Here is a 22,931-nt window from a genome sequence, read left to right as displayed (position 1 = left end):
GTCTCGCGCTGCGGGAAGAGGTCAACGGATAGGCTGCCCGCGTGGACATCGACGCCTTCGTCACCGCGCACCGGCCCGTCTGGGACCGCCTTGAGGATCTGGTCCGGCGGCGCGGCTCGCTGGACGGCGCCGAGGTCGACGAGCTCGTCGACCTCTACCAGCGGGTGGCCACGCACCTGTCCCTGGTCCGCTCGGCCTCGGCGGACCCGATCCTGGTGGGCCGCCTGTCGGCACTCGTCGCCCGCGCCCGCTCGGCGGTGACCGGGGCGCACACCCCGGCCTGGCGGGAGTTCATCCGCTTCTTCACGGTCTCCTTCCCGGTGGTCGCCTACCGGGCCCGCTGGTGGTGGATGGCCACCACCGCCGCGTTCCTGCTGGTCTCCACGGTCGTCGCCGTCTGGGTGGCGGAAAACCCCGGCGTCCAGGCGGCGATCGCCACCCCGGAACAGATCACCCAGCTCGTCGACCACGACTTCGCCGACTACTACTCGGAGAACCCGGCGACCTCCTTCGCCGGCCAGGTCTGGGTGAACAACGCCTGGGTCTCGATGCAGGTCATCATCATGTCCATCCTGCTCGGCCTGCCGATCCCGTACGTCCTGTGGGAGAACGCGGTCAACGTGGCCGTCTCCGCGGGGTTGATGGCCTCGCGCGGCAAGCTCGACATCTTCTTCGGCCTGATCACCCCGCACGGCCTGCTGGAACTGACCGCGGTGTTCCTCGCCGCCGCCGTCGGCATGCGCCTCGGCTGGACGGTCGTCGACCCCGGCCCGCGCAGGCGCGTCGAGGTCCTGGCCGAGCAGGGCAGGGCCGTGATGAGCGTGGCCCTCGGCCTGGTCGTGGTGCTGCTGATCTCCGGGCTGATCGAGGGGCTGGTCACCCCCTCGGGGCTGCCCACCTGGGCGCGGATCGGCATCGGGGTGGTCGCGGAGGTCGCCTTCCTGGCCTACGTGATCTTCTTTGGCCGCCGGGCCGTGGCCGCGGGCGAGACCGGCGACGTGGAGCGCGCCCCCGACCTCGCCCCGAGCGTCGGCTGAGCGCCCGGACGACGGTCGGAGCCGATCGGACGACGGTCGGAGCCGATCGGACGACGGTCGGAGCCGCCCGGACGACTGTCAGACCGATCGGACGACCGTCAGAGCCGCCCGGACGCCTTCAGCGCCAGGTAGGCGTCGGCCAGGGCGGGGGCGAGTTGCTCGGGGGCGGCGTCCACCACCTCCACGCCCTGGCGGCGCAGCAGGGCGGTGATCCGCCGCCGCCCCGCGCTCAGCTGCTCGGCCGCGGCCGCGCCGTAGACCAGCTCGGAGGTGCCGCGCCCGGCGGCCATCTCGGCCACCTGAGGGTCGGAGACGGCGGCCAGGAGCACCAGATGCCGCGCGGAGAGCCGGGGCAGCACCGGCAGCAGGCCCTCCTCCAGCGCCGCCGGGTTGAGGTCGGTCAGCACGACGACCAGGCAGCGCCGCCTGGCTCGTGACATGACCGCCGCGACCATCCCGGCCGAGTCGGCCTCGACCAGTTCGGCCTCGATCGGAGCCATGGTGTTGACCAGCGAGGACAGCAGTTCCGTACGGTCGGTGCCGGACACCCAGGCGCGCACCGCGCGGTCGTGGGCCAGGAGGTCGACCCGGTCGCCCGCGCGGGAGGCCAGCGCGGCCAGGAGCAGTGCCGCGTCCATCGACCAGTCGAGGCGGGGCCAGCCGGGCACGATCTTCGGCATTTCGCCCCGGCCGCCCCTTGGTACCTCGCCGGCCAGCGGGATCGGGGCGGTGCCCACCCGCCCGGCCGAGGTGCGGCCGGTGTCGAGCACGATCAGCACCCGCCGGTCGCGCTCCGGCCGCCAGGTGCGGACCACGACGTCGTTGCGGCGCGCGGTGGCCCGCCAGTCGATCGAGCGGACGTCGTCGCCGACCACGTACTCCCGCAGCGAGTCGAACTCGGTGCCCTGTCCCCTGACCATCGACGGGTGCCGGCCCTCCAGCTCCCTGAGTCTGGACAGCTTGGCGGGCAGGTGCTTGCGGCTGAGGAAGGGCGGTAGCACCCGGACCGACCAGGGCACCCGGTGCGAGCCCTGGCGGGCCGCGATGCCCAGCGGTCCCAGCGCCCGCACCGTCACCGTGACCGCCTCGCGGTCCCCCCTGCGGGTGGGGGTGAGCGTCGTGACCAGGCGGCGGCGCTCGCCGGCGGGCACGTTCAGCGGCAGGTGCCGGGGCGTGGCCCCGGCGGACGGAGGCCAGGCGTCCCTGAGCACGCCGCGCACCCTTCGGGAGCCGGGGTTCTCCACGATCAGCTCGACCGCGACCGACTCGCCGAGCCGTACCAGCCGCTCGCCCGAGCGAGTGAGGCGCAGCGGGCGCACGCTCCCGGCCAGCAGCAGGTCGATCACGGCCAGCACCGCGATCAGCAGCGCCACCCCGGCCACGGCAAGCCCCGGGCGGGGGGCGAACAGCACGACCAGGGTGCCCAGCAGGGCCAGCAGCGCGGCCCGTCCTGTCAACGCCATGGGTCAGCGGGGGACGGGGACGGAGGCGAGGATGGCGTCGATGAGGCCGTCGGCGGTCGCGCCCTCCAGTTCGGCCTCGGGGCGTAGCTGGATCCGGTGCCGCAGTGCGGGCCTGGCCAGTGCCTTGACGTCGTCGGGCGTCACGTAGGCGCGGCCCGACAGCCATGCCCAGGCTCGTGCTCCGGCCAGCAGCGCGGTCGCGCCACGCGGCGAGACGCCGAGCTGGAGCGAGGGTGACTGACGGGTGGCCCTGGCGATGTCCACGATGTAGCCGAGCACCTCGGGACCCACGTGCACCTGGCTGACGGCCGCGCGTCCCGCGGCGAGGTCGGCGACGGTGGCCACGGCCCTGACGTGCGACAGGTCGCGCGGGTCGAAGCCGAGCGCGTGCCGCTCCAGCACCGCGATCTCCTGGTCGCGGGGCGGCAGCGGGACGGTCAGCTTGAGCAGGAACCGGTCTAGCTGCGCCTCGGGCAGCTGGTAGGTGCCCTCGTACTCGACGGGGTTCTGGGTGGCGGCCACGATGAACGGGTCCGGCAGCCCGCGCGCCGCCCCCTCCACGCTGACCTGGCGCTCCTCCATCGCCTCCAGCAGCGCGGCCTGAGTCTTCGGGGGTGTGCGGTTGATCTCGTCGGCGAGCAGGAGGTTGGTGAAGACCGGCCCCTCACGGAACTCGAACTCCGATGTCCTCGCGTCGTAGATCAGCGAACCGGTGATGTCGCCCGGCATGAGGTCGGGGGTGAACTGCACCCGCTTGAAATCGAGGGAGAGCGCCGCCGCCAGGGTCCGCACCAGCAGGGTCTTGGCGACGCCAGGCACGCCTTCGAGCAGCACGTGGCCCCGGCAGAGCAGTGCGATCACCAGCCCGGTGACCACGGCGTCCTGGCCGACGACCGCCTTGGAGACCTCGGCGCGCAGGGCTCCCAGCGCCTCCCTGGCGCCGTCCGCGCTCTGCGCGGCGGGTGCGCCGGGCGCGGTCCTGACGACGGAGGTCGCCTCGGCGAGATCGCCGTTCCCCGGTGGTGTGGTCACGACTTTCCGACCTGCCTTTCCACGATGTCCATGTATTCGGCCAGGGCTACCAGCCCCGCCTCGTCGACCGGCGGGGGCCCGTACAGGGCGGCGCCCACATGTGGCGCCGCCTGGCCGGTCCGCTCGGCGATCGCGTTCACCAGCGCGTCGGCTCCCGCTCGTGAGGGCAGCCCGAGCCGGGGGGTCACCCGGTCGATGAAGCTCGTGCGCAGGGCCGCGGCGGCCCGGTCGCGGGCACGCCTCGCACGGTAGAGCCTGGCACGTCCCTCGACGGTCTCGGCCGCCCTGACGACGACGGGCAGCCGCTCGGCCACCACGGGGCCGAGCCTGCGGCCCCGCCAGAGCGCCAGCAGCAGCACCGCGACGAGCACCTGCACCACGGCCCACCTGACCCCTTCGGGGATCAGATCGTAGAAACCGGCCGTGCCGTCCGCCCGAGGGGCGGTCTCGGGGGCCGTCAGCCAGATCAGGGTGGGCCGCCCGCCGGCGAGGTTCATCGCCAGCGCGGCGTTGCCGTCCTCGGCGAGCCTCAGGTTGGTCATGAACTGCCCGTCGCCCATGACGGTGACCTGCCGGTCCCCAGTGGTCTGGGAGACCAGGGTGGGCCGTCCGTCGGCGGGGTAGCAGCCGGTCGCCCCGGCGGGCGGGGTGAAGGCCATGCCGCCGATGTGGGCGCTGCCCGCTCTCGTCGCGGCCGGCAGCGCGCATCGGGGCTCGCGGGAGCGCGCCCGCACCTCCCGCGCCGGGCTCACCCCCGGCGCGAGCCGCTCCAGATGTGACCGTACGCCCACCAGCAGCAGGTCCGACGGTGTCGCGGCGAGCCGCTCCGCCTCCGCCTCGTCGAGCGGGGAGGTGTCGCTCACCAGCAGGGTGCTGCCCGCGGAACCGGCCTGCCTGGCCTGGGACTCGGCCTCGGCGACCGAGGTGACCCGGGCGACCCGCACGTCCCGCGTCTGTAGCAGCCGGGCCAGGCCCTTGCCGCCCGACAGCGAGGTGTCGGCGGGATCGAGGGGCCTCCCCTCCTGGCCGGAGCCGCCGAGCAGCACGCCGGTGACGGCGACGGCGACCACGAGGAGCGCCACCAGGAAAACGCCCCTGCCGCCGAGCCAGAGGCCGCGGGCGGTCGGCGAGGTGGAGGTCGACCCGGCACGCTCGGGCGCGGCCAGGCTCATGGCGCCTCCATCCGTACGACCGGCGCCGGGCGGGTGGTGCGCAGGTGCTCGTCGAGAGCGCACATCATCTCGTACGCCTGGGGCGTGCCGGGGACCTCGCCGTAGGTCACGTCGTCGAACACCCGGGCCGCCGCGGCCAGTTCGGCGGCGAGCGCGGGCAGCGCGCGCCCGGCCTCCGTGGCCAGCTCCCCGGCGGTGCGGCCGGGGGTGAAGTCGATGATCACGCGGTCCTCCAGGTCGCGGGCGACGGCCCGGAGCCGCTCGCGGACCGCCTCGGACCACCGTGCCTCCGCGGCCAGCCGCTCGGCGGCCTCGCGGTGCTCGGTGGCGGTGAGGCGACGGTCGCCGAAGAGCCCCTCCGTGCGCGCGGTGGCGCCCCTGGCGGTCCTGCGGGCGACCAGGAACACCGCGACGATGATCCCGATCACGATCACGATGAGGACGGCTCGCGCCGCCAGGCTGCCGACGACGCCCGCGGACTCCTGGTCGAGCAGGTCGCCGAGGAACTGGTTCACTCCCCGCCAGAGGCGGTCGACCAGGGACTCCTTGGCGTACTCGGGTCTGAGCAGCTCCTGGATCGCCTGGCGCCGCGCCTCCTCACGCCCGATGTCGATCGGGGACGTCGGGAACGGGGACGTCGGGAGTGGGGGCGTCAGGACTGGGACCACGGAGCTCCCTGATCGGGGAACCCGTGCCGCGCGGGGCCGGTGGGCGTGACGGCGGGGTCCCACAGGTCGTCGGCCGAGGCGTGGACCCAGCCCTGCCGCCGCTGCTCGATCGCCGCGGTCTGGAGCACCAGGTCGAACGCCTCGGTGCGCATCCGCCGGTCGGCGTAGAGCAGGCCGTTGACCGCCGCCTGGAAGGGATAGGTGATCATCGAGCCGACGGTGACGCCCACGGCGATGATGACCGCCGTGGCGATCTGCGCACCGGTGGAGCCCCCGCCCAGGAAGGCGAGGAGGCTCCCGCCGAGGGTGAACGGGAGGGAGAGCAGCGTGCCGACCAGGGCGGCGATGATCTGGGTGAGCAGCAGGATGCCGAGCGTCCGCCAGAAGCCGCCGGAGACCAGGTTCCATGACCTGCGCAGGGAGTCGACGACGCCGCGCCGCTCCAGTACCGCGGCCGCGGGGGCGAGCGCCAGCCGGGTGGTGATGAACAGGGCGTACGCCACGAAGGCCGGCAGCGCAGACACGCCCGCGATCACCACCATGGCGGGTCCGGCACCGGCCGCGTCAAGCGTGGCGAACAGCCCGACGATCAGGAGCATCGGGGCGAGCAGGGCCACCGTGCTGACGATCACCAGCCCGAACAGCGTGGGTACCCGGCTCCTGGTCAGCGTCCAGGCCTCGCCCGCCGTCATCTTGCCGCCGAACACGGCGCGGCCCAGGATGCGCGTCAGCACGCCGGTCAGCAGCGTCACCGCCACGAGCTGCAGCGCGTAGGAGAGCAGGGTGCCGCCGTACTGGGAGAGGAAGCTCGCCTCCGGGAGGTTCGCCGTCTCGGTGGGGTTCTCCAGGAACGAGGCGGTGGAGCTCAGCATGAGCGCCTGCCCGATCGCCACGGGGATCGCGCTCAGCGCCGCGGCGATCGCGGACAGGCCCAGGACGCTCTTGGGGTTGGAGCGCATCAGCTTGATCGCGCCGTCGAGGATGTCGCCCAGGCCGAGCGGGCGCAGCGGGATGATCCCGGGGCGCATCGCGGGGGGCTCCTGGCGCACGCCGTAAGGCGGCGGGCCGTAAGGTGCCTGGCCGTAGGGGCCTCGATCGTGCGGTGCCTGGCCGTGGGGCCGATCCTGAGGCCGATCCTGGGGCCGGCCGGGGAACGGCCCGGAAGGCGGCGGTGGGCCCGCCTGGGAGTCGGGCACCGAGCCGGGTGCGGTCCACGGTGACCCCGGGGCATCGCCGTACGGCGGAGGTTGGTTGGACGCCCAGCCCGGAGGCGTACCGGGAGCGGAGCCGTGACCTTCTGACATATCCCAATCCTGGCATGTGGCCACACTGTTTGTGGTGATCGGGCGATCACGCGGATGTTTCGTCTCCCGCAGAGCGGTGGAGATGCCGGAGGGATGGCCGAGACGCCGTCGTTTACCGCAGACTGGGACCGTGGTCATCGCCGCCCGGCGTTCGCAGTCGCCGGGGCCGGTGGCGGCCGTACGGGGGGCACTACTGTGCGTTTCACGTTGTGTGCGCCTGAAGTTCGTCGTTTGGATGCCTGGTGGTCAGCTGGTGTCATCTACTTGACGGACAAGGGTAATCTTCGACGACCGAGCGGTTTATCCCAATAACTCCCGAACTGCGTAAACCGAATGAGGGGCCATGAAAGGACGCGTGCTGGTCGTCGACGACGACGCCGCTCTCGCTGAGATGCTCGGTATCGTGCTGCGCGGGGAGGGTTTCGAACCTTCCTTCGTCTCCGATGGTGACAAGGCGCTTGACGCGTTCCGTGATACTCGGCCGGATCTTGTCCTGCTCGACCTGATGCTGCCCGGCGCCGACGGGATCGACGTCTGCCGCCGGATCCGGGCCGAGTCCGGGGTGCCGATCGTCATGCTGACGGCCAAGAGCGACACCATCGACGTGGTGCTCGGGCTGGAGTCCGGGGCCGACGACTACATCGTCAAGCCCTTCAAGCCCAAGGAACTCGTCGCCAGGGTGCGAGCCAGGCTGCGCCGCACCGACGAGCCGACGCCGGAGATCCTGCAGATCGGCGACATCACCATCGACGTCGCCGGGCACTCGGTCAAGCGGGAGGACGAGACGATAAACCTCACCCCGCTGGAGTTCGACCTGCTGGTCGCCCTCGCCCGCAAGCCGCGCCAGGTCTTCACCCGCGAGGTTCTGCTGGAGCAGGTCTGGGGCTACCGTCACGCGGCCGACACCCGCCTGGTCAACGTGCACGTCCAGCGGCTGCGAGCGAAGATCGAGAAGGACCCCGAGCATCCCGAGATCGTCGTGACGGTCCGGGGAGTCGGTTACAAGGCCGGCCCGGCCTAGTCGAGACTCCCCCCGGATCCCGAGATGCCTCCCGCACCGAAGAAACGCCGCCGCACCCCGCGCCAGCTGCTGCGGGGTGTCCGGCGTCGTACCCGGCGGGCGGCCGGGCGGGTGCGCCGTGTCTTCTGGCGCTCGCTCCAGCTGCGCGTGGTCACCAGCACGATGGTCATCTCCATCGTGGTCGTCGTCGTGCTCGGCGTCTTCCTCATGCAGCAGATCGTCAGGGCCACCCTGGAGACCAGGGAGAGCGCGGCGAAGAGCGAGGCCCAGGCCGACAGGAACGCGGTGCTCGGCTACCTCAACCAGCCGGCCGAGGCCGCCAAGCAGCCCGTCGAGCCGGGCCAGGTGCTCCAGCCGGGGGGGAGCGGCCCGCTCAGCCAGGCCACCGAGGCGCTCGCGCGGCGGGCCGGGTCCGCCAGCCGCTACTCGGTGATCATCCGTAACGAGGGGCTACCGGGGGAGTTCTACGGCACCACGAACATCGACCCCGTCAGCATCCCGCCCAGGCAGCGCGACGAGCTGTTCAAGAAGGAGGCGGGCAAGGACAGCACCTGGTACACCCCGCTGTACTACAAGGGGCAGCCCGATCCGGTGCCCGGGATGATCATCGGCACCCGCCTGGACACCTGGGGGACCAGGCTCGACTCGTCGTACGAGATCTACCACCTCGTCCCGCTGGACAAGGAGGAGCAGACGCTCGCCTACGTCCAGCAGATGCTCATCCTTGTCGGCGCCGGCCTGGTGCTGCTGCTGGCCGCGATCTCCTCCCTGGTCACCCGCCAGGTCGTCACGCCGGTGCGGCTGGCCAGGCAGGCCGCCGAGCGGCTGGCCGCCGGGCGCCTGGACGAGCGTCTGAAGGTCCGCGGCGAGGACGACCTGGCCCGCCTGGCCACCTCCTTCAACGAGATGGCCGCCAACCTGGCACTGAAGATCCACCAGCTGGAGGAGCTCTCCCAGGTACAGCGGCAGTTCGTCTCGGACGTCTCGCACGAGCTGCGCACCCCGCTGACCACCGTGCGGATGGCCGCCGACCTGCTCTACGACGCCCGTGAGGACTTCGACCCGATGGCCGCGCGCTCGGCCGAGCTGATGCAGAACCAGCTCAACCGGTTCGAGGCGATGCTCGCCGATCTCCTGGAGATCAGCCGCTACGACGCGGGCGCGGCCGACCTCGACGTCGACCCCGTGGACGTCAGGGACGTGGTGCTCCGCGCCGTCGCCGACTCCGAGGCGCTGGCCGAGCGCCACGCCACCCGCTTCGACCTGCGCCTGCCCGGTGAGCCCTGCATGGCGGAGATGGACAGCCGCAGGGTCGAGCGCATCCTGCGCAACCTGCTGTTCAACGCGATAGAGCACGGCGAGGGCCGGGACATCGTCGTCTCGGTCGCCGCCGACAGGGACGCGGTGGCGGTGGCGGTACGCGACCACGGGGTGGGGTTGAAACCCGGCGAGGAGAACCTGGTCTTCGACCGGTTCTGGCGGGCCGACCCGTCTCGGGCGCGCACAATCGGCGGTACGGGCCTTGGGCTGGCCATCTCCAGGGAGGACGCCATCCTGCACGGCGGCTGGCTGCAGGCCTGGGGCTCGCACGGGGAGGGGGCGCAGTTCCGGCTCTCGCTGCCCAGGGTGGCGGGGGCGGTGCTTCGGGGCTCGCCGCTGCCGCTGGTCCCGCCGGAGGTGGAGATGCGCCGCACGTGGCGGGGACACATGACGCCGGTGCTGTCGCCGGCGGTGGCCGACGGGGGACGCGATGCCGGCTGAGAGCATGCGGAAGGCGGGGACGGCGACCCTGGCCGTCGCCCTGGCCGTCGCCCTGGTCTTCGGGGTGACCGCCTGCTCGGTCATCCCCACCGGGGGCAAGTCCGTCGTCGCGGTCGACAACGAGCGCAAGGGCAACCCGTTGGACAACCCATACGCGCGGGTCATCGCCATGCCGCCGAAGGCCGCGTGGTCGCCCCAGGAGGTCGTCACCGGCTTCCGCGCCGCGATGGCGAGCCCCGACGACCCCGACTTCCGGGTCGCCCGCGAATACCTCACCGACGACTTCGCGGACAAGTGGAACCCGCACAGCGGTGTCACGGTCTACCGGCAGGGCGACTACGAGAGGTTCGCGCCGCTGCGGGATGAGGACAAGCATGCCCAGGTCACGCTCAAGGGCACCAAAACCGCCGTCATCGATCAGGACGGTCGCTACCGTCCGAGCGGCGGTCTCCTGAATCAGCCCTTCACGCTCGCCAAGGACGCGGGCGGGGAGTGGCGCATCAGCGCGGCCCCCGACGGTCTCCTGCTCTCCGAGGCCGACGTCGCCCGCGGCTACCTCCCCGTGGATCTCTACTTTCTCGACTCCCAGTGGAAGGGGCTGGTGGTCGATCAGGTGCGGGTACCGATCGACCCGGGCGCCAACTTCGCCAAGACGACCGTGGAGCGGCTGCTTCGGGGGCCGAGCAGCTCCCTCAAGGGCGCGGTGCGCTCCGCCTTCGCCGGCACCGAGCTCATCGACGTCACCACCGAGAACAACCGGGTCGTCGTCGACCTCACCGAGCGGGTGGACCCCGGCCTGATCGACCCGATGTCGGCCCAGCTGGCCGCGACGCTCACCGCGCTCACCCAGGGCGGCTGGGGCTTCGAGGTCAAGGTGAACGGCGAGTCGTACTACGCCGACACGCCTCTGCAGATCGACGCCCAGGAGCAGTCGAACTTCGACCCGTGGACGAGCCCCGACACCGCCGCCTCGTTCTATCTCGCCGACGGCGCGCTCTGGCTGCTGGACAAGGAGAACGTCGGGCGACCCGTGCCGGGCAGGGCCGGCCAGAAGGAGAGCGGGCTCACCCGCCCGGCGATCAGCGGCCAGTCGGTGCAGCAGGTGGCGGCGCTCTCCCGGGACGGCAGGAGCGTCTCCGTCGCGCCGCTCGCCGCGGGCGGCGAGTGGCGGGTGTGGACCACCGGCGAATCCCTCATCCCGCCGTCCTGGGACCGCCACCACACGCTCTGGACCGTCGACCGGCCCAACGACCACGCCTCGATCGTGACCCGGCACGACGGCGACAACAAGCACCGCTACCGGGTGTCGGCCCCCGACCTGGAGACGGTCTACGTCAAGTCGCTGAAGGTCGCGCGGGACGGCGTGCACGTCGCGGTGGTCGTCAAGGACGGGCTGGGCGAGCAGGTCCACGTCGGCACCGTCATCGGTGAGCGGGAGAACACGCGCATCACCAACCTTCAGGTCGTGGTGGACAGTGAGAACAAGCGGACGATCGAGGACATCGCCTGGAAGGACGGCAAGACCCTCTACGCGCTCACCGGTAAGTCGGAGCTGCTGGAGGCGTCGGTCACCGCCGAGCCGAAGCCCCTGGCCTTCGACTCGCGGATAGGGATAGAGAGCATCACCGCGCTGGACGGCATCCTGCTGGCCGGAGCCAAGGACGACCAGGACAACCGGCAGGTCCTGTACTGGAACTCCACCAAGTGGGAACCGCTGGTCAAGAACGAGACCGGTTCGACGGACTTCACGGAGAACGGCCCGTCCTCGCCGGCCTTCCCCCTGGGCTGAACCGCCTTCGCCGCGGGCCGCCTCCGGCCTCTCGCAGCGGGGCGGGGATCCCCGCCGGTGCCCTGGGCTGGGCTTTTTGTCGGTGTGACATGACATCTTGGACGGGTGACGACCGCCATGCTCGACCTGATCCTGCCGCCCCGCTGCGCCGGATGCGACGCGCCGGGCTCCCTCGTCTGTCCCCGCTGCGCGGCCGAGCTGCACGGCAGGCCCGCGCGCCGGATGCCCGACCCCGCCCCGCCGGGCCTGCCGGAGTGCTGGTCGGCGGCCGAGTACACCCCCGCCGTGCGGCGGGCGGTCATCGCCTACAAGGAGCGCGGCCGCACGGCCCTCGCCTCTCCCCTGGCCGGGGCGCTGGCCCTGGCCGTCGCCACGGCGGCCGGTGAGCGGCCGGTGCTGCTCGTGCCGGTGCCCAGCGCCCGCCCGGCCTTGAGGCGACGCGGGCACGACCCGGTGGCCCGGCTCGCGGAGCTGGCGGCCGGTTGCCTCCGCCAGGCCGGCTGGCCCGCGACGGTGGCGAGGGTTCTCGCCCAGCGTCGCCGTGTCGCCGACCAGGCGGGGCTGAGTTCCCTCCAGCGGGCCGAGAACCTGTCCGCGGCCTTCTCTGTCACGCTCGGCCGCAACGCGCCTGTGCCGCGATCCTGGGGTGGCACAGAGGTGATTGTGCTGGTCGACGACATCGTCACCACCGGGGCGACGCTCGCGGAGGCGGCGAGGGCGATGCGCGAGGTGGGCGTGACGCCTTCCCTCGCCGCCACGGTCGCCGCTACACGCCGGAGAGTCCGAACTCACAACCATGACGGAGAGTAAGGGGCGATTTGACGCCCCGTCTCACTCCGGCGCCACACATCACTGTCTCGATCGTGCCTTCTGAGCTGCTCAACGGATGTGAGAAGCCCTCACACCCGGCGGTGCCCGCGCGTGGGGCAGGGGTCTTTGAAGATCGGCAGCCCGGCCGTGAACCACACAAAGTGATTTTCGGCCCGACCACCAAGCTGACATTCGGCCGGGATGCGGATAGCGTCTGAGCCATGGCACCCGCTCGGGTCCGTGGTTGCGCCGGACCGACCTCCGACAGGAGGCCGGCCCGGCTAGCCGATGCCAGCCGCAGGCCAAACGGTCCACGTAAGACGACTTTTCGTCGATCGATCACGGTGCGGCTTAGAGGTAAGTCCTGCCTTCCCGGGGAGCCAGATGTTCCTCGCCAGAAGAGAAGGGCATGTAGTGGCAAAGAGCTGCGAAACCCTCAGCAGGCGGATGTGGGGACGAAGACCAGGTCGGCCGAGCGGGTGCCGAAATACCACCGTCGAGATTCGAAGGGGGCTGTGCATGGAGATCATCGTCAAGGGTCGGCACACCGGAGTGAGTGACCGATTCCGTGACCACGTGAACACCAAGCTGGCCAGGATCGAGCGTTTGGATCACAAGCTCATTCGCGTTGACGTGGAGGTGTCCAAAGAACGTAATCCCCGTATCGTCGATCAGCGAGAGCGTGTTGAGCTCACCATCCATTCACGTGGTCCAGCGGTCCGGGCGGAGGCCTCGGCCGACGACCGTTTCGCCGCCCTTGACATCGCACTCGGCAAGCTCGAAGGACGGCTGCGGCGCCTCGCCGACCGCAGGAAGATCCACCACGGCAACCACTGCCCTCCTTCGGTCGCCGAACTGACGGCCACCGCGCTCGCGGAGACGTTCGAAAGCGCCCCGGCCCGGTCGTTCACCGAGCAGGCCGAAGCCGAACCTCCCGAGGACAAGGACATCATCCCGATCCAGATGGACGGGGATGGGCCGCTGATGGTCAGGGAGAAGTTCCACAAGGCCGATCCCATCACGATCGACCAGGCACTTCTCGAGATGGAGTTGGTGGGACACGACTTCTACCTATTCCGTGACAAGGAGAGCGGGCAGCCGAGCGTCGTATACCTGCGTCAGGGGTACAACTACGGCGTGCTGCGGCTCGTCGAGCCCTGACGAACGCGCTCAAAGATCCTCTCCGACCAACCGAGGACCATGAAACCCGTGTAATCATGGCGGTCCACCGGCTCTGGCCCCCCGAGGAGGAGGCGTGACGGAACCCGACGACGCAACCAGCCCGACCGGGCACGGCGAACCGATCCGCGTGCTGATCGTTGACGATCACGCGCTGATCCGTCGCAGTCTGGAGATGGCGCTGGCCGCGGAGACGGACATCGAGGTTGTCGGCGAGGCGAGCGACGGGCAGGAAGCGGTCGAACTCGCCGACCGCCTCACTCCGGATGTCATGCTCATGGACGTCCGGATGCCACGCAGGAGCGGTATCGAGGCCACTCGTGAGATCAAGGCCTCGGTACCGAGTACGCGGATCATCATGTTGACCGTGAGTGACGAGGAAGAGGATCTCTTCGAGGCGATCAAGGCGGGTGCCACCGGCTACCTGTTGAAGAACGTCCAGCTCGACGAGGTGCCGGAGGCCGTACGCGGCGTCCACGAAGGGCAGTCGCTGATCAATCCGGCGATGGCCGCCAAACTCATCAGTGAGTTCGCCAACATGAGCCGCAAGGAGGCCGAGCGGCCCCCGCAGCTCCCCGTCCCGCGCCTGACCGAGCGGGAGATGGAGGTGCTCCGTCTGGTCGCGAAGGGGATGAACAACCGCGAGATCGCCAAGCAGCTGTTCATCTCCGAGAACACAGTGAAGAACCACGTCAGGAACATCCTGGACAAGCTCCAGCTCCACTCCCGGATGGAGGCGGTGGTCTACGCGGTCCGTGAGCGGATGCTTGAGATCACCTGATCCGCCCCGGTGCGGTGACCGCAGGACGGTCACCGCACCCGTGCCGCCGAGCGGGCGCGGCGGCCGGTGCCTCCCGGTGCCTCGGCGGCCCACTGGACCGATGGCTCAGCGCGCCCGGCCCAGGGCGTCCTGAAGGGGGCCGGCCAGCAGAGGATCCACCCGCTCGACCCGGACGGCGTCGCAGCCGACCCAGCTCGCCGCCTCCCAGAGCGCCTCGGCCATCCAGGTCGCGCCCCTGCCGGGCGTGACGCCGGGTTCAAGGCTCACCTGGCGGGCCACCAGCGTGGCACCCTCGCGGGCGGGGTCGACGCGCCCGATCAGCCGGCCTCCGGCCAGGACCGGCATCGTGAAGTAACCGTGGACACGCCTCTCCCTGGGAACGTACGCCTCAAGCCGGTGGTTGAAACCGAACACGCGGGCGGTGCGCGCGCGATCCCAGACAAGGGAGTCGAACGGGGAGAGCGGGGTCGTACGGTGACGGCCCCTGGGCCCGGTCTCCAGCGCGACGGGATCGGCCCAGGCGTCGGCGGCACGCTCGGGCCATTCGGGGACGCGGACGGGGACCAGCCCGGCGGACCCGTCGCGCAGGCAGCCGTCGAGCAGCAGCGCCGCGGGCGCCTTCAGACGCAGGAAGTCGACGAGGTCGGCGCGGGTGGCCACACCGAGCGCGCGCCCGGCGATCCCGGCGAGCCGGGTGACGCACTCGGTGTCGGAAAGCTCCTCGGCCAGCAGGTGTGCGGGAACCGTGCGCTCGGCCAGGTCGTAGACGCGGCGCCAGCCCACCCTGCGCGTGCAGACGACCTCGCCGGTGTCGAGCAGCCACTCAATGGCGATCTTGGAGTCGGACCAGTCCCACCACGGGCCGCCCTTCTTGGCGCCGCCGATGTCGGCGGTGGTGATCGGGCCGTTCTCGCGGACCCGCCGCAGCACCGCCTCGACACTGTCGGGCACCTCGTGCCAGCGGAACTTCCTGGCCCGGAAATACCTCCGCCTGAAGGCGTACAGCGGCCAGTCGTCGATCGGCAGGACACAGGCGGCATGACACCAGTACTCGAAGGCCCTGGCGGGCTCGTCCCAGTAGGCCCGCTCGACCTCCGCCCTGCCGACCGCGCCGAGGCGTGCGTACGCGACCAGTTCGTGGGAGCGGGCCAGCACGGAGATCGTGTCGAGCTGGACGGCCCCCAGGCGGCGCAGGGCCGCGCCCGCGCCGCCGCGCCGGGACTGCGCGCCGAGGAACCCCTGGGCGCGCAGGATGACGCGGCGGGCCTCGTCTGAGGAGAGGGAGAGCTTCATTGACCGCCCCGGGGGAAGACAACACGGTGTGCGGCTGAGGCTAGCGCCTGACACCGACAAAAATGCTATGCCGGTGTCTGAACATCCCTGAACATCCCCGGGGTGGTGCCGTCTTCACACGACTACCAGCTGCGGACAGGGCAAAAGACGACATACCCTTTGGAGCTCGGTCGTACTCTCTCAAAGAAGCGGGCAAGGAACTCCACAGGCCGCAAGAGCGTCTTTCAGGGTGGCTGTGTCTGGTGGCGGAACCGCCTACGATGGCAGCGGAGAACCATGTCTCGTCCTCAGCCGGGCCGGTCCGGCCGCGGAAGACCTGCGAGGAGCTTTACCTAAAGTGCCAGCCTTTCTCGATAAGATTCTTCGCGCCGGCGAAGGCAAGCTTCTGCGTAAGCTCAAGCGGATCGCCGACCAGGTCAACTCCATTGAAGACGACTTCACGAGCCTGACCGATGCCGAGCTTCGCGCGCTGACCGCCGACTACAAGCAGCGCTACGTCGACGGCGAGTCCCTCGACGACCTGCTCCCCGAGGCTTTCGCCACCGTTCGTGAGGCCTCCCGGCGCGTGCTGGGCAAGCGCCACTTCGATGTGCAGATCATGGGCGGGGCCAACCTGCACATGGGCAACATCGCGGAGATGCGCACCGGTGAGGGCAAGACCCTCACCTGCACGCTGCCCACCTACCTCAACGCCATCTCGGGCAAGGGCGTCCACGTCATCACGGTCAACGACTACCTGGCCAAGCGGGACGGCGACGAGATGGGCCGCATCCACCGTTTCCTCGGTCTCGAGGTCGGCGTGATCCTGGCCAACATGCCCGCCGACGAGCGCCGCAGGCAGTACAACGCCGACATCACGTATGGCACGAACAACGAGTTCGGCTTCGACTACCTGCGTGACAACATGGCGTGGTCGCTGGAAGAGTGCGTGCAGCGCGGTCACCACTTCGCCGTGGTCGACGAGGTCGACTCGATCCTCATCGACGAGGCCAGGACGCCGCTGATCATCTCAGGGCCCGGCGAGCAGTCCGGCAAGTGGTACTCCGAGTTCGCCAAGATCGTCCCCCGGCTTCGCAGGGGCACCGAGGGCAAGGACGGCGAGGAGAACACCGGCGACTACGCCGTCGACGAGAAGAAGCGCACGGTCGGCATCTTCGAGTCCGGTGTGGAGAAGGTCGAGGACTGGCTCGGCATCGAGAACCTCTACAAGCCCGAGCACACCCACCTGGTCGGCTTCCTCAACAACGCGCTGAAGGCCAAGGAACTCTACAAGAAGGACAAGGACTACATCGTCGTCGACGGCGAGGTCCTGATCGTCGACGAGTTCACCGGTCGCGTCCTGCACGGCCGCCGCTACAACGAGGGCATGCACCAGGCCATCGAGGCGAAGGAAGGCGTCAAGATCAAGGACGAGAACCAGACTCTCGCCACGATCACGCTGCAGAACTACTTCCGCCTCTACGAGACGCTCTCCGGCATGACCGGCACCGCGGCGACCGAGGCCAACGAGTTCCACCAGACCTACAAGCTCGGTGTCGTCCCGATCCCGACGAACCGGCCGATGATCCGCAAGGACCAGGCCGACGTGGTCTACAAGACCGAGGACGCCAAGTTCCTGGCCAGCGTCGAGGACATCAAGGAGCGCTACGAGAGGGGCCAGCCGGTCCTGGTCGGCACCACGAGCGTCGCCAAGTCCGAGCGCCTGGCCAAGGAGCTCAAGCGCAAGGGCGTCAAGCACGAGGTCCTCAACGCCAAGAACCACGCCCGTGAGGCCGCGATCATCGCCGAGGCGGGCCGCAAGCACGCCGTCACGGTGGCCACCAACATGGCCGGTCGAGGCACCGACATCATGCTCGGCGGCAACCCCGACTTCCGCGCCGACCTGGAGCTGCGCAGCCGCGGCCTCGACCCGGTCGAGACCCCGGAGGAGTACGAGAAGGCCTGGGGCGAGGCGCTGGAGAAGGCCAAGGAGGCCGTGAAGGCCGAGCACGACGAGGTCACCGAACTCGGTGGCCTCTACGTCCTGGGCACCGAACGGCACGAGTCGCGGCGCATCGACAACCAGCTCCGCGGCCGTTCGGGCCGCCAGGGCGACCCGGGCGAGTCGCGCTTCTACCTCTCGCTCGAGGACGACCTCATGCGCCTGTTCAACTCGGCCAGGGTCGAGATGATCATGACGCGCCTCAACATCCCGGACGACGTCCCGATCGAGTCGGGCATCGTCTCCAAGGCCATCGCCTCCGCCCAGCATCAGGTCGAGCAGCAGAACTTCGAGATCCGCAAGAACGTTCTGAAGTACGACGAGGTCATGAACCGGCAGCGCAAGGTGATCTACGCCGAGCGCCACCGGGTGCTGGAGGGCGCGGACCTGCACGAGCAGATTCGCGGCTTCGTCAACGACGTGATCGACGAGTACATCGCGGGTGCCACCGCGGAGGGCTTCGCCGAGGAGTGGGACCTCGACAAGCTGTGGAAGGCACTCGGCCAGCTCTACCCGATCGGCATCACCGCGGATGAGCTCATCGAGGAGGTGGGAGGCCGCGAGGAGCTCACCGCCCAGATCCTCACCGAGCGGGTGAAGGCCGACGCGATGGCCGCCTACGACCGTCGCGAGGAGGAGATCAACGCGCAGGCCATGAGCCCGGACGGCATGCGGGTGCTGGAGCGCCGCGTCATCCTGTCGGTTCTCGACCGCAAGTGGCGCGAGCACCTCTACGAGATGGACTACCTTCAGGAGGGCATCGGCCTGCGCGCGATGGCCCAGCGCGACCCGCTGATCGAATACCAGCGCGAGGGCTTCGAGATGTTCTCCCAGATGCTTGAGGGCATCAAGGAGGAATCGGTCGGTTACCTGTTCAACCTTGAGGTCGAGGTGCAGAGCAACCCGATCGTCGAGGAGGCCGACCCCGCCGAGGACGCGGCGGTCGCGGAGACCCGCTCGATCATCGCCCGCGGCCTGCGCGGCCCGCAGCGTCCCACCGAGCTGGAGTACACGGCTCCGGGCGAGAGCGGTGAGGTGGAGCACACCCGGATCAGCAGCAAGGCCGAGCGTGACGCGTACGGCAACGTCGAGCGCAACGCCCCGTGCCCCTGCGGTTCCGGCAAGAAGTACAAGCGCTGCCACGGCGACCCCAGGCACGTCGAGACCTGATCGCCGCCTGCGGGGCCCGCACACGTGGTGCGGGCCCTGCGGCGTGTCAGGGCGTCGTCTCGAACTCGGTGCACAGCCACCGCACGCCCCTGCGCTCCAGCCTCAGCGCCAGGACGCGCGAGCGGTCACCGCAGTCGACCACGGCGCACATCTCCACCACCCCGTCCTCGGGCTGGGAGACATGGGCTCTGCCCGCCCGGGGCGGGCGCGCGCTGTTGATGATCTTCCCGCTCCTGGCCAGCTCGGCCTGGGCCCTGCCGGTCATGTGACAGGAGACGCTCGCCGGGGGCCGCCTGCCGGACAGGATCTCGGCGACGGCCTGCGCGAGTGCCCGCAGCCGCCGCTCGTCGGGGATCGCCCCCGGCGGGCCCCAGATCAGCGGCTTCCCGGTCGGAGGTGCCGGCACCTCGGGTTCGAGGGTGAGGGCCAGGGTTCCCTGCACGTACGGAGGCATGGCCGGGGTGTCTGTCGCGGGGCGGTCATCGTCGTAGGGTGGCTCGGCGGCGGGTGACGGCGCGATCCGGGGGAGTGGTGCCGGACGTCGTGGGGGCGACATGGGGACTCCGATTGTGCTCGGCTTACGGGCGGGGAAACTGACGCATGAAGGAGTTTCCGGCCCGCTGCCCAGATACGTGGTCCGCCAACTTTCTGAAAATCCGGGTTGTTTCCTCCCTTGGGGCGGAGAAGGTGACCTTGGGCTGGAGTGGTCCATTCCCGAGGGAAGCGGGTTCCGGCCCGAGTCGTGATCTTCGCTGGACGGCCGAAACCACTCGGCGGGTCGTTCAGGAGCCGGACGGCCCGGCGTCAGGACCACCCGGCGCCGTGCCTGGAGGTACGGCCGACTCGCCGGAGTCGACGTCGGGTTCGGGCTCGCGACCGGGGGTCATGATGTTCAGTCTCCTGATCAGGAAGCTGAACACGGAGTAGTAGATCACCGCGTAGACCAGCCCCATCACGATGATGATCGGTATCCCCTGGGCGTTGGGTGCGGTCCCGTACAGGCCGAGGTCGATCAGCCCCGAGGAGAAGCCGAAGGCGAGCTTGGCACCCAGGGCGGAGGCGAGGGCCATGGAGATGCCGGTCAGCACGATGTGGATCACGAACAGCACCGGAGCCACGAAGATGAAGGCGAACTCGATCGGCTCGGTGATCCCGGTGAGGAAGGCGGTGAGCGCCGCGGAGATCATGATCGAGCCGACCGCGGTGCGCCGGTGCGGCGGTGCGGCCCGCCAGATGGCGATCGCGGCGGCCGGCAGGCCGAACATGAGGACCGGGTAGAAACCGGCCTCGAATCCGCCGTAGCCGACGGCGCCGTTGTTGAAGCAGATCAGGTCCCCGGCGAGCTTCTTGCCGTCGACCACGCACTCGGGGACCTGGGTCCAGATCACGTTGTTGACGATGTGGTGCATACCGAGCGGGAGCAGGGCGCGGTTGACCATGCCGTAGACCCCGGCGCCGAGTTCGCTGTTGGAGGCGAGCCAGGTCCCGGAGGCGCGGACCCAGCCGCCGAGCACCGGCCAGACGAGGCCAAGGAACACCCCGATCACCAGCCCGGCGAAGGCGGTGAGGATCGGCACCAGGCGGCGCCCGCCGAAGAAGGCCAGCCAGGTCGGCAGCTTGGTGCGGTGGTAGCGCTGCCAGAGCAGTGCCGAGACCAGGCCCATGACGATGCCGCCGAGCACCCTGGTCGGGTTCTGCGCGCCGAGGTCGAGCACCACGTCGGGAACGCCCGGGGTGGCCCGCTCGAACACCTCCGTGGTGATGGACTCCCTCAGGTCGGCGTCGAAGAGGATGAAGAACATGTTCATGCTGACGGCGTGGAAGACCAGATAGCCGACGAGCGCAGCCAGGGCGGTGGAGCCGTCGGCCTTGCGGGCGAACCCGATGGCGACACCGATCGCGAACAGGATGGGCAGGTTGTCGAAGAGCGCTCCGCCCGCGGTGCCGACGACACGGGCCACATCGTCGAGCAGGACGCTGTCGGTCCGGCCGAGGAGGTCGTCCTGTCCGAGCCTGAACAGCAGGCCGGCGGCCGGCAGGACCGCGATCGGCAGCATCAGAGAACGTCCCAGGCGCTGGAGCACGCTCATCGCGGCGGACCCGGACCGGTGGGCGGCGGGCAGGCCCGCGTCCGCCGAGGGGGGACTCATCGGGCTTTCCTCCAGGGGGTGGAAGGGAGGAGTGCGGCGAAGGGCAGGGGGTCAGGCGCGGCGAGTCGGTAGCTCCAGGATCGTACGGAGCTGGTAGCGGTCGGCGCGATAGGTGGAGACCCCGAGTTCGGCGCAGACACCTCCCGCGAAGGAGCGCCGCTGTAGCAGCAGCACGGCCCCGCCGCGTGGCAGCTTCAGCAGGTCGGCGTCACCGGGGTCGGCGATGCCGCCGTCGATGGTGAGCTCGCCGGCATCGAGCACCAGGCCGTAACGGGTCTCCAGAAGGGCGTAGAGGGAGCGGCCCGTCAGGCCGTGGGTGTCGAGGTCGGGCGCGATGGAGACGGGAATGTGGGCCCGCTCGATGCACATGGGCTCGCCCGCCGCGGTCCGCAGCCGTTCGATGAAGTGGACCTCGTCGCCCGGCTGGATGCCGAGCTCCCTGGCCAGGTGCGCGCTGGCCCTGACCACCCGGCGGTCCAGGTCACGGGAGCCGGGTTCCATGCCCCTGGTGCGCATCTCCTCGCTGAAGGAGGTCAGCCGCAGGGCCATCTCGATCTTGGGGCGGGCCACGAAGGTGCCCTTGCCCGCGACCCGCTGGAGCCTGCCCTCGGAGACCAGGTGGTCGACGGCCTGCCGGACGGTCATGCGGGACAGTCCGAAGCGCTGGCAGAGCTCGCGCTCGGACGGGATCGCCGTACCGATCGCCAGCTCGTTGTTCTCGATGAGATCGAGCAGTATCTCCCGTAGCTGGAAGTACTTGGGCACCGGGCTGTCCGGATCGATCTGGGCCACGGGATCCTCCCCTCTCGATCTGGGATGTCTAAATGAGTTATGGTTCGTACTGGTCTAGTCCGGACTAGACCACAGGCCGGAAAAGGGTGTCAACGTACGGACCGGAGACGGATCGATAACGGCCCGATCTCGTCCGTCCGAGCCGAAGGATGAGCGCGAGATGACGACCAAGATGCGCAGCGAGATCGCCGAGCAGCCCGCCGCGTTGCGAGCCACGCTTGACGCCCTCCTCCCCAGGGTCGGGGAGGTGGAGCGGCTCGCGGGGCAGACCCGCCAGCTGTTGTTCATCGCCCGTGGCACCTCCGACAACGCCGCAGTCTACGGCCGTTACCTGGCCGAGGCGCACACGGGCAGGCTCTCCACGCTCGCCGCTCCCTCGATCGCCACCACCTACCGGCGCAGGCTGGACCTCGACGGTGTGCTGGCCGTCGCACTCTCCCAGTCGGGCAGGACCGAGGAGATCGTCGAGACCCTCGCCTGGGCGAAGGACTGTGGTGCCAGGACCGTGGCCATCACCAACGGCGGCGAGCAGAGCCCCCTGGCCCAGGCCGCGGACCTCGCCCTGTGCACGGTCGCGGGCGAGGAGAAGGCCGTCCCCGCCACCAAGACCTACACCACCCAGCTCGCCGCCCTCGCCGTGCTCGCCCTCGGCCTCGGTGCGGACGTCGACCCCGGCGACCTGCGACGGGTCCCGGACGCAGTCGAGAAGCTGGTCGACGACCCGGGCGACATGGAGGCGATCGTCGAGGGCCTGGCGGACAAGCCGGGCGTCGTGGTCTCCGGCCGGGGGCTGGCCTTCTCCACCGCGCTGGAGCTGGCGCTCAAGCTCAAGGAGGCGTGCTACCTGCACGCCATGGGCCTGTCGTACGCGGACCTGCTGCACGGCCCGATCGCCGTGGTCGACTCCGACACCCCGGCCATCCTGGTCGCGGCGGGCGAGGGGCCGACCTTGGCCGGCACCGTGGCGCTCGCCGAGCGGGTGACCGGCGCGGGCGCCTCGGCCTACACGGTCGGCGGCGGTACCGCGCTCTCCTCGGTCTCCACCGCCGCGCTGAACGGCCCCGACCTCCCCGAATGGGTCGCGCCGCTGGGCCTGATCGTCCCCGGTCAGCTGCTCACCGAGGCGCTCGCGCGCAGGCTGGGGATCGACCCGGACGCCCCTCGCGGTCTCAACAAGGTGACTCAGACCGACTGATCGCGGTACCTCCCCTAGCCTGCCCATAGCCCTGGGGACAGGGTGATCACAACTGGAGGGCGACATGGCGGCCGACGCCGACGCGATCATCGCTGGACTCGGTGGTGTGGACAACATCATCGAGATCGAACCGTGCATCACCCGGCTCCGCACCGAGGTGCGTGACGCCTCCAAGGTCGACCAGGCGGCCCTGCGGGCGGCCGGCGCGCACGGCGTGATGGTGGCGGGCTGCGTCGTGCAGGTGGTGGTGGGTCCCGAGGCCGACATGATCGCCGGCGACATCGAGGACATCATCGGCTGAGGGAGGTGTTCTCGCGGACGGAGGCATGCCGA

Annotated in this window: 19 protein-coding genes; 10 read left to right on the top strand and 9 right to left on the bottom strand. The window is 70.3% G+C overall.

Annotated features, from left to right (window positions below):
• The first annotated feature begins 41 nt into the window (after positions 1-41).
• On the top strand, positions 42-1,037 hold the full coding sequence (locus tag OIE13_RS24495; RefSeq protein WP_326636161.1) for a stage II sporulation protein M: 996 nt from the start codon (positions 42-44) through the stop codon (positions 1,035-1,037).
• Between the two features lie 98 nt (positions 1,038-1,135).
• Here OIE13_RS24495 and OIE13_RS24490 read toward each other — a convergent pair whose 3' ends face one another.
• The 5 genes from OIE13_RS24490 to OIE13_RS24470 form a co-directional block, all read right to left on the bottom strand.
• Entirely contained in the window at positions 1,136-2,500 is a 1,365-nt protein-coding gene (locus OIE13_RS24490; RefSeq protein ID WP_326828808.1) for a DUF58 domain-containing protein, read from the bottom strand.
• Between the two features lie 3 nt (positions 2,501-2,503).
• Positions 2,504-3,427 carry an AAA family ATPase gene (locus tag OIE13_RS24485; RefSeq protein WP_326646976.1) on the bottom strand — a complete coding sequence of 308 codons (924 nt, stop codon included), beginning with the start codon at positions 3,425-3,427 and terminating at the stop codon, positions 2,504-2,506.
• 101 nt (positions 3,428-3,528) lie between these two features.
• Positions 3,529-4,704, bottom strand: a complete 1,176-nt coding sequence (locus tag OIE13_RS24480; protein WP_326636165.1) for a DUF4350 domain-containing protein — start codon at positions 4,702-4,704, stop codon at positions 3,529-3,531.
• A complete protein-coding gene (locus tag OIE13_RS24475) occupies positions 4,701-5,372 on the bottom strand; it encodes a DUF4129 domain-containing protein (RefSeq protein ID WP_326636167.1) in 672 nt (223 codons plus the stop codon). Before OIE13_RS24475 ends, OIE13_RS24480 begins: the two co-directional genes overlap by 4 nt.
• Positions 5,357-6,400, bottom strand: coding sequence for a glycerophosphoryl diester phosphodiesterase membrane domain-containing protein (locus OIE13_RS24470; RefSeq protein ID WP_326636169.1), 1,044 nt, complete (start codon positions 6,398-6,400; stop codon positions 5,357-5,359). The genes OIE13_RS24475 and OIE13_RS24470 overlap by 16 nt, the downstream gene beginning before the upstream one ends.
• A 619-nt stretch (positions 6,401-7,019) precedes the next feature.
• Here OIE13_RS24470 and mtrA point away from each other — a divergent pair.
• From mtrA to OIE13_RS24440, 6 genes are all read left to right on the top strand, one after another.
• Positions 7,020-7,697 carry an MtrAB system response regulator MtrA gene (gene mtrA / locus OIE13_RS24465; RefSeq protein WP_326636171.1) on the top strand — a complete coding sequence of 226 codons (678 nt, stop codon included), beginning with the start codon at positions 7,020-7,022 and terminating at the stop codon, positions 7,695-7,697.
• Positions 7,698-7,721: 24 nt separating this feature from the next.
• Positions 7,722-9,458, top strand: a complete 1,737-nt coding sequence (mtrB, locus tag OIE13_RS24460) for an MtrAB system histidine kinase MtrB (RefSeq protein ID WP_326636173.1) — start codon at positions 7,722-7,724, stop codon at positions 9,456-9,458.
• Entirely contained in the window at positions 9,448-11,247 is a 1,800-nt protein-coding gene (locus tag OIE13_RS24455) for an LpqB family beta-propeller domain-containing protein (protein WP_326636175.1), read from the top strand. Before mtrB ends, OIE13_RS24455 begins: the two co-directional genes overlap by 11 nt.
• Before the next feature lie 105 nt (positions 11,248-11,352).
• Positions 11,353-12,057 carry a ComF family protein gene (locus tag OIE13_RS24450; protein WP_326636178.1) on the top strand — a complete coding sequence of 235 codons (705 nt, stop codon included), beginning with the start codon at positions 11,353-11,355 and terminating at the stop codon, positions 12,055-12,057.
• Between the two features lie 519 nt (positions 12,058-12,576).
• Positions 12,577-13,218: a ribosome hibernation-promoting factor, HPF/YfiA family gene (gene hpf / locus OIE13_RS24445; RefSeq protein ID WP_326636180.1), complete on the top strand. Its 642-nt coding sequence runs from the start codon at positions 12,577-12,579 to the stop codon at positions 13,216-13,218.
• Positions 13,219-13,312: 94 nt separating this feature from the next.
• Positions 13,313-14,017 (top strand): response regulator transcription factor, encoded by a 705-nt coding sequence (locus tag OIE13_RS24440; RefSeq protein WP_326636182.1) that lies wholly within the window; start codon positions 13,313-13,315, stop codon positions 14,015-14,017.
• A 105-nt stretch (positions 14,018-14,122) separates the two neighbouring features.
• On the opposite strand, the gene OIE13_RS24435 is transcribed toward OIE13_RS24440, so the two are convergent.
• On the bottom strand, positions 14,123-15,310 hold the full coding sequence (locus OIE13_RS24435) for a winged helix-turn-helix domain-containing protein (protein WP_326636184.1): 1,188 nt from the start codon (positions 15,308-15,310) through the stop codon (positions 14,123-14,125).
• A 337-nt stretch (positions 15,311-15,647) separates the two neighbouring features.
• Between OIE13_RS24435 and secA the strand changes: the two genes are divergently transcribed.
• Positions 15,648-18,461 (top strand): preprotein translocase subunit SecA, encoded by a 2,814-nt coding sequence (gene secA / locus OIE13_RS24430; protein ID WP_326636186.1) that lies wholly within the window; start codon positions 15,648-15,650, stop codon positions 18,459-18,461.
• Between the two features lie 46 nt (positions 18,462-18,507).
• Here the strand turns inward: secA and OIE13_RS24425 are convergent, their stop codons facing one another.
• From OIE13_RS24425 to OIE13_RS24415, 3 genes are all read right to left on the bottom strand, one after another.
• Complete coding sequence (locus tag OIE13_RS24425; RefSeq protein ID WP_326636188.1) at positions 18,508-19,017, bottom strand: Rv3235 family protein; 510 nt, start codon at positions 19,015-19,017, stop codon at positions 18,508-18,510.
• Between the two features lie 226 nt (positions 19,018-19,243).
• Positions 19,244-20,611 (bottom strand): PTS transporter subunit EIIC, encoded by a 1,368-nt coding sequence (locus OIE13_RS24420; RefSeq protein WP_326636190.1) that lies wholly within the window; start codon positions 20,609-20,611, stop codon positions 19,244-19,246.
• 51 nt (positions 20,612-20,662) lie between these two features.
• Positions 20,663-21,403, bottom strand: a complete 741-nt coding sequence (locus tag OIE13_RS24415) for a GntR family transcriptional regulator (RefSeq protein WP_326636191.1) — start codon at positions 21,401-21,403, stop codon at positions 20,663-20,665.
• Positions 21,404-21,563: 160 nt separating this feature from the next.
• On the opposite strand from OIE13_RS24415, the gene OIE13_RS24410 reads away from it, so the two are divergent.
• Positions 21,564-22,598 (top strand): SIS domain-containing protein, encoded by a 1,035-nt coding sequence (locus OIE13_RS24410; protein WP_326636192.1) that lies wholly within the window; start codon positions 21,564-21,566, stop codon positions 22,596-22,598.
• 64 nt (positions 22,599-22,662) lie between these two features.
• Complete coding sequence (locus OIE13_RS24405; RefSeq protein WP_326636193.1) at positions 22,663-22,899, top strand: glucose PTS transporter subunit EIIB; 237 nt, start codon at positions 22,663-22,665, stop codon at positions 22,897-22,899.
• The last annotated feature ends 32 nt before the right edge of the window (positions 22,900-22,931 follow it).

Source organism: Streptosporangium sp. NBC_01810 (assembly GCF_035917355.1).
Taxonomy (GTDB): Bacteria; Actinomycetota; Actinomycetes; order Streptosporangiales; family Streptosporangiaceae; genus Streptosporangium.
Note: the sequence above shows the minus strand (reverse complement) of the source record. Positions and strands in the feature narration are given on the sequence as shown.

Bases quoted from the DNA above. Each gene is read 5' to 3' on its own strand.
- OIE13_RS24490 (WP_326828808.1), bottom strand. From the start codon at position 2,500: ATGGCGTTGACAGGACGGGCCGCGCTGCTGGCCCTGCTGGGCACCCTG.
- OIE13_RS24480 (WP_326636165.1), bottom strand. From the start codon at position 4,704: ATGAGCCTGGCCGCGCCCGAGCGTGCCGGGTCGACCTCCACCTCGCCG.
- OIE13_RS24470 (WP_326636169.1), bottom strand. From the start codon at position 6,400: ATGCGCCCCGGGATCATCCCGCTGCGCCCGCTCGGCCTGGGCGACATC.
- mtrA (WP_326636171.1), top strand. From the start codon at position 7,020: ATGAAAGGACGCGTGCTGGTCGTCGACGACGACGCCGCTCTCGCTGAG.
- mtrB (WP_326636173.1), top strand. From the start codon at position 7,722: ATGCCTCCCGCACCGAAGAAACGCCGCCGCACCCCGCGCCAGCTGCTG.
- OIE13_RS24455 (WP_326636175.1), top strand. From the start codon at position 9,448: ATGCCGGCTGAGAGCATGCGGAAGGCGGGGACGGCGACCCTGGCCGTC.
- hpf (WP_326636180.1), top strand. From the start codon at position 12,577: ATGGAGATCATCGTCAAGGGTCGGCACACCGGAGTGAGTGACCGATTC.
- OIE13_RS24435 (WP_326636184.1), bottom strand. From the start codon at position 15,310: ATGAAGCTCTCCCTCTCCTCAGACGAGGCCCGCCGCGTCATCCTGCGC.
- OIE13_RS24425 (WP_326636188.1), bottom strand. From the start codon at position 19,017: ATGTCGCCCCCACGACGTCCGGCACCACTCCCCCGGATCGCGCCGTCA.
- OIE13_RS24420 (WP_326636190.1), bottom strand. From the start codon at position 20,611: ATGAGTCCCCCCTCGGCGGACGCGGGCCTGCCCGCCGCCCACCGGTCC.
- OIE13_RS24410 (WP_326636192.1), top strand. From the start codon at position 21,564: ATGACGACCAAGATGCGCAGCGAGATCGCCGAGCAGCCCGCCGCGTTG.
- OIE13_RS24405 (WP_326636193.1), top strand. From the start codon at position 22,663: ATGGCGGCCGACGCCGACGCGATCATCGCTGGACTCGGTGGTGTGGAC.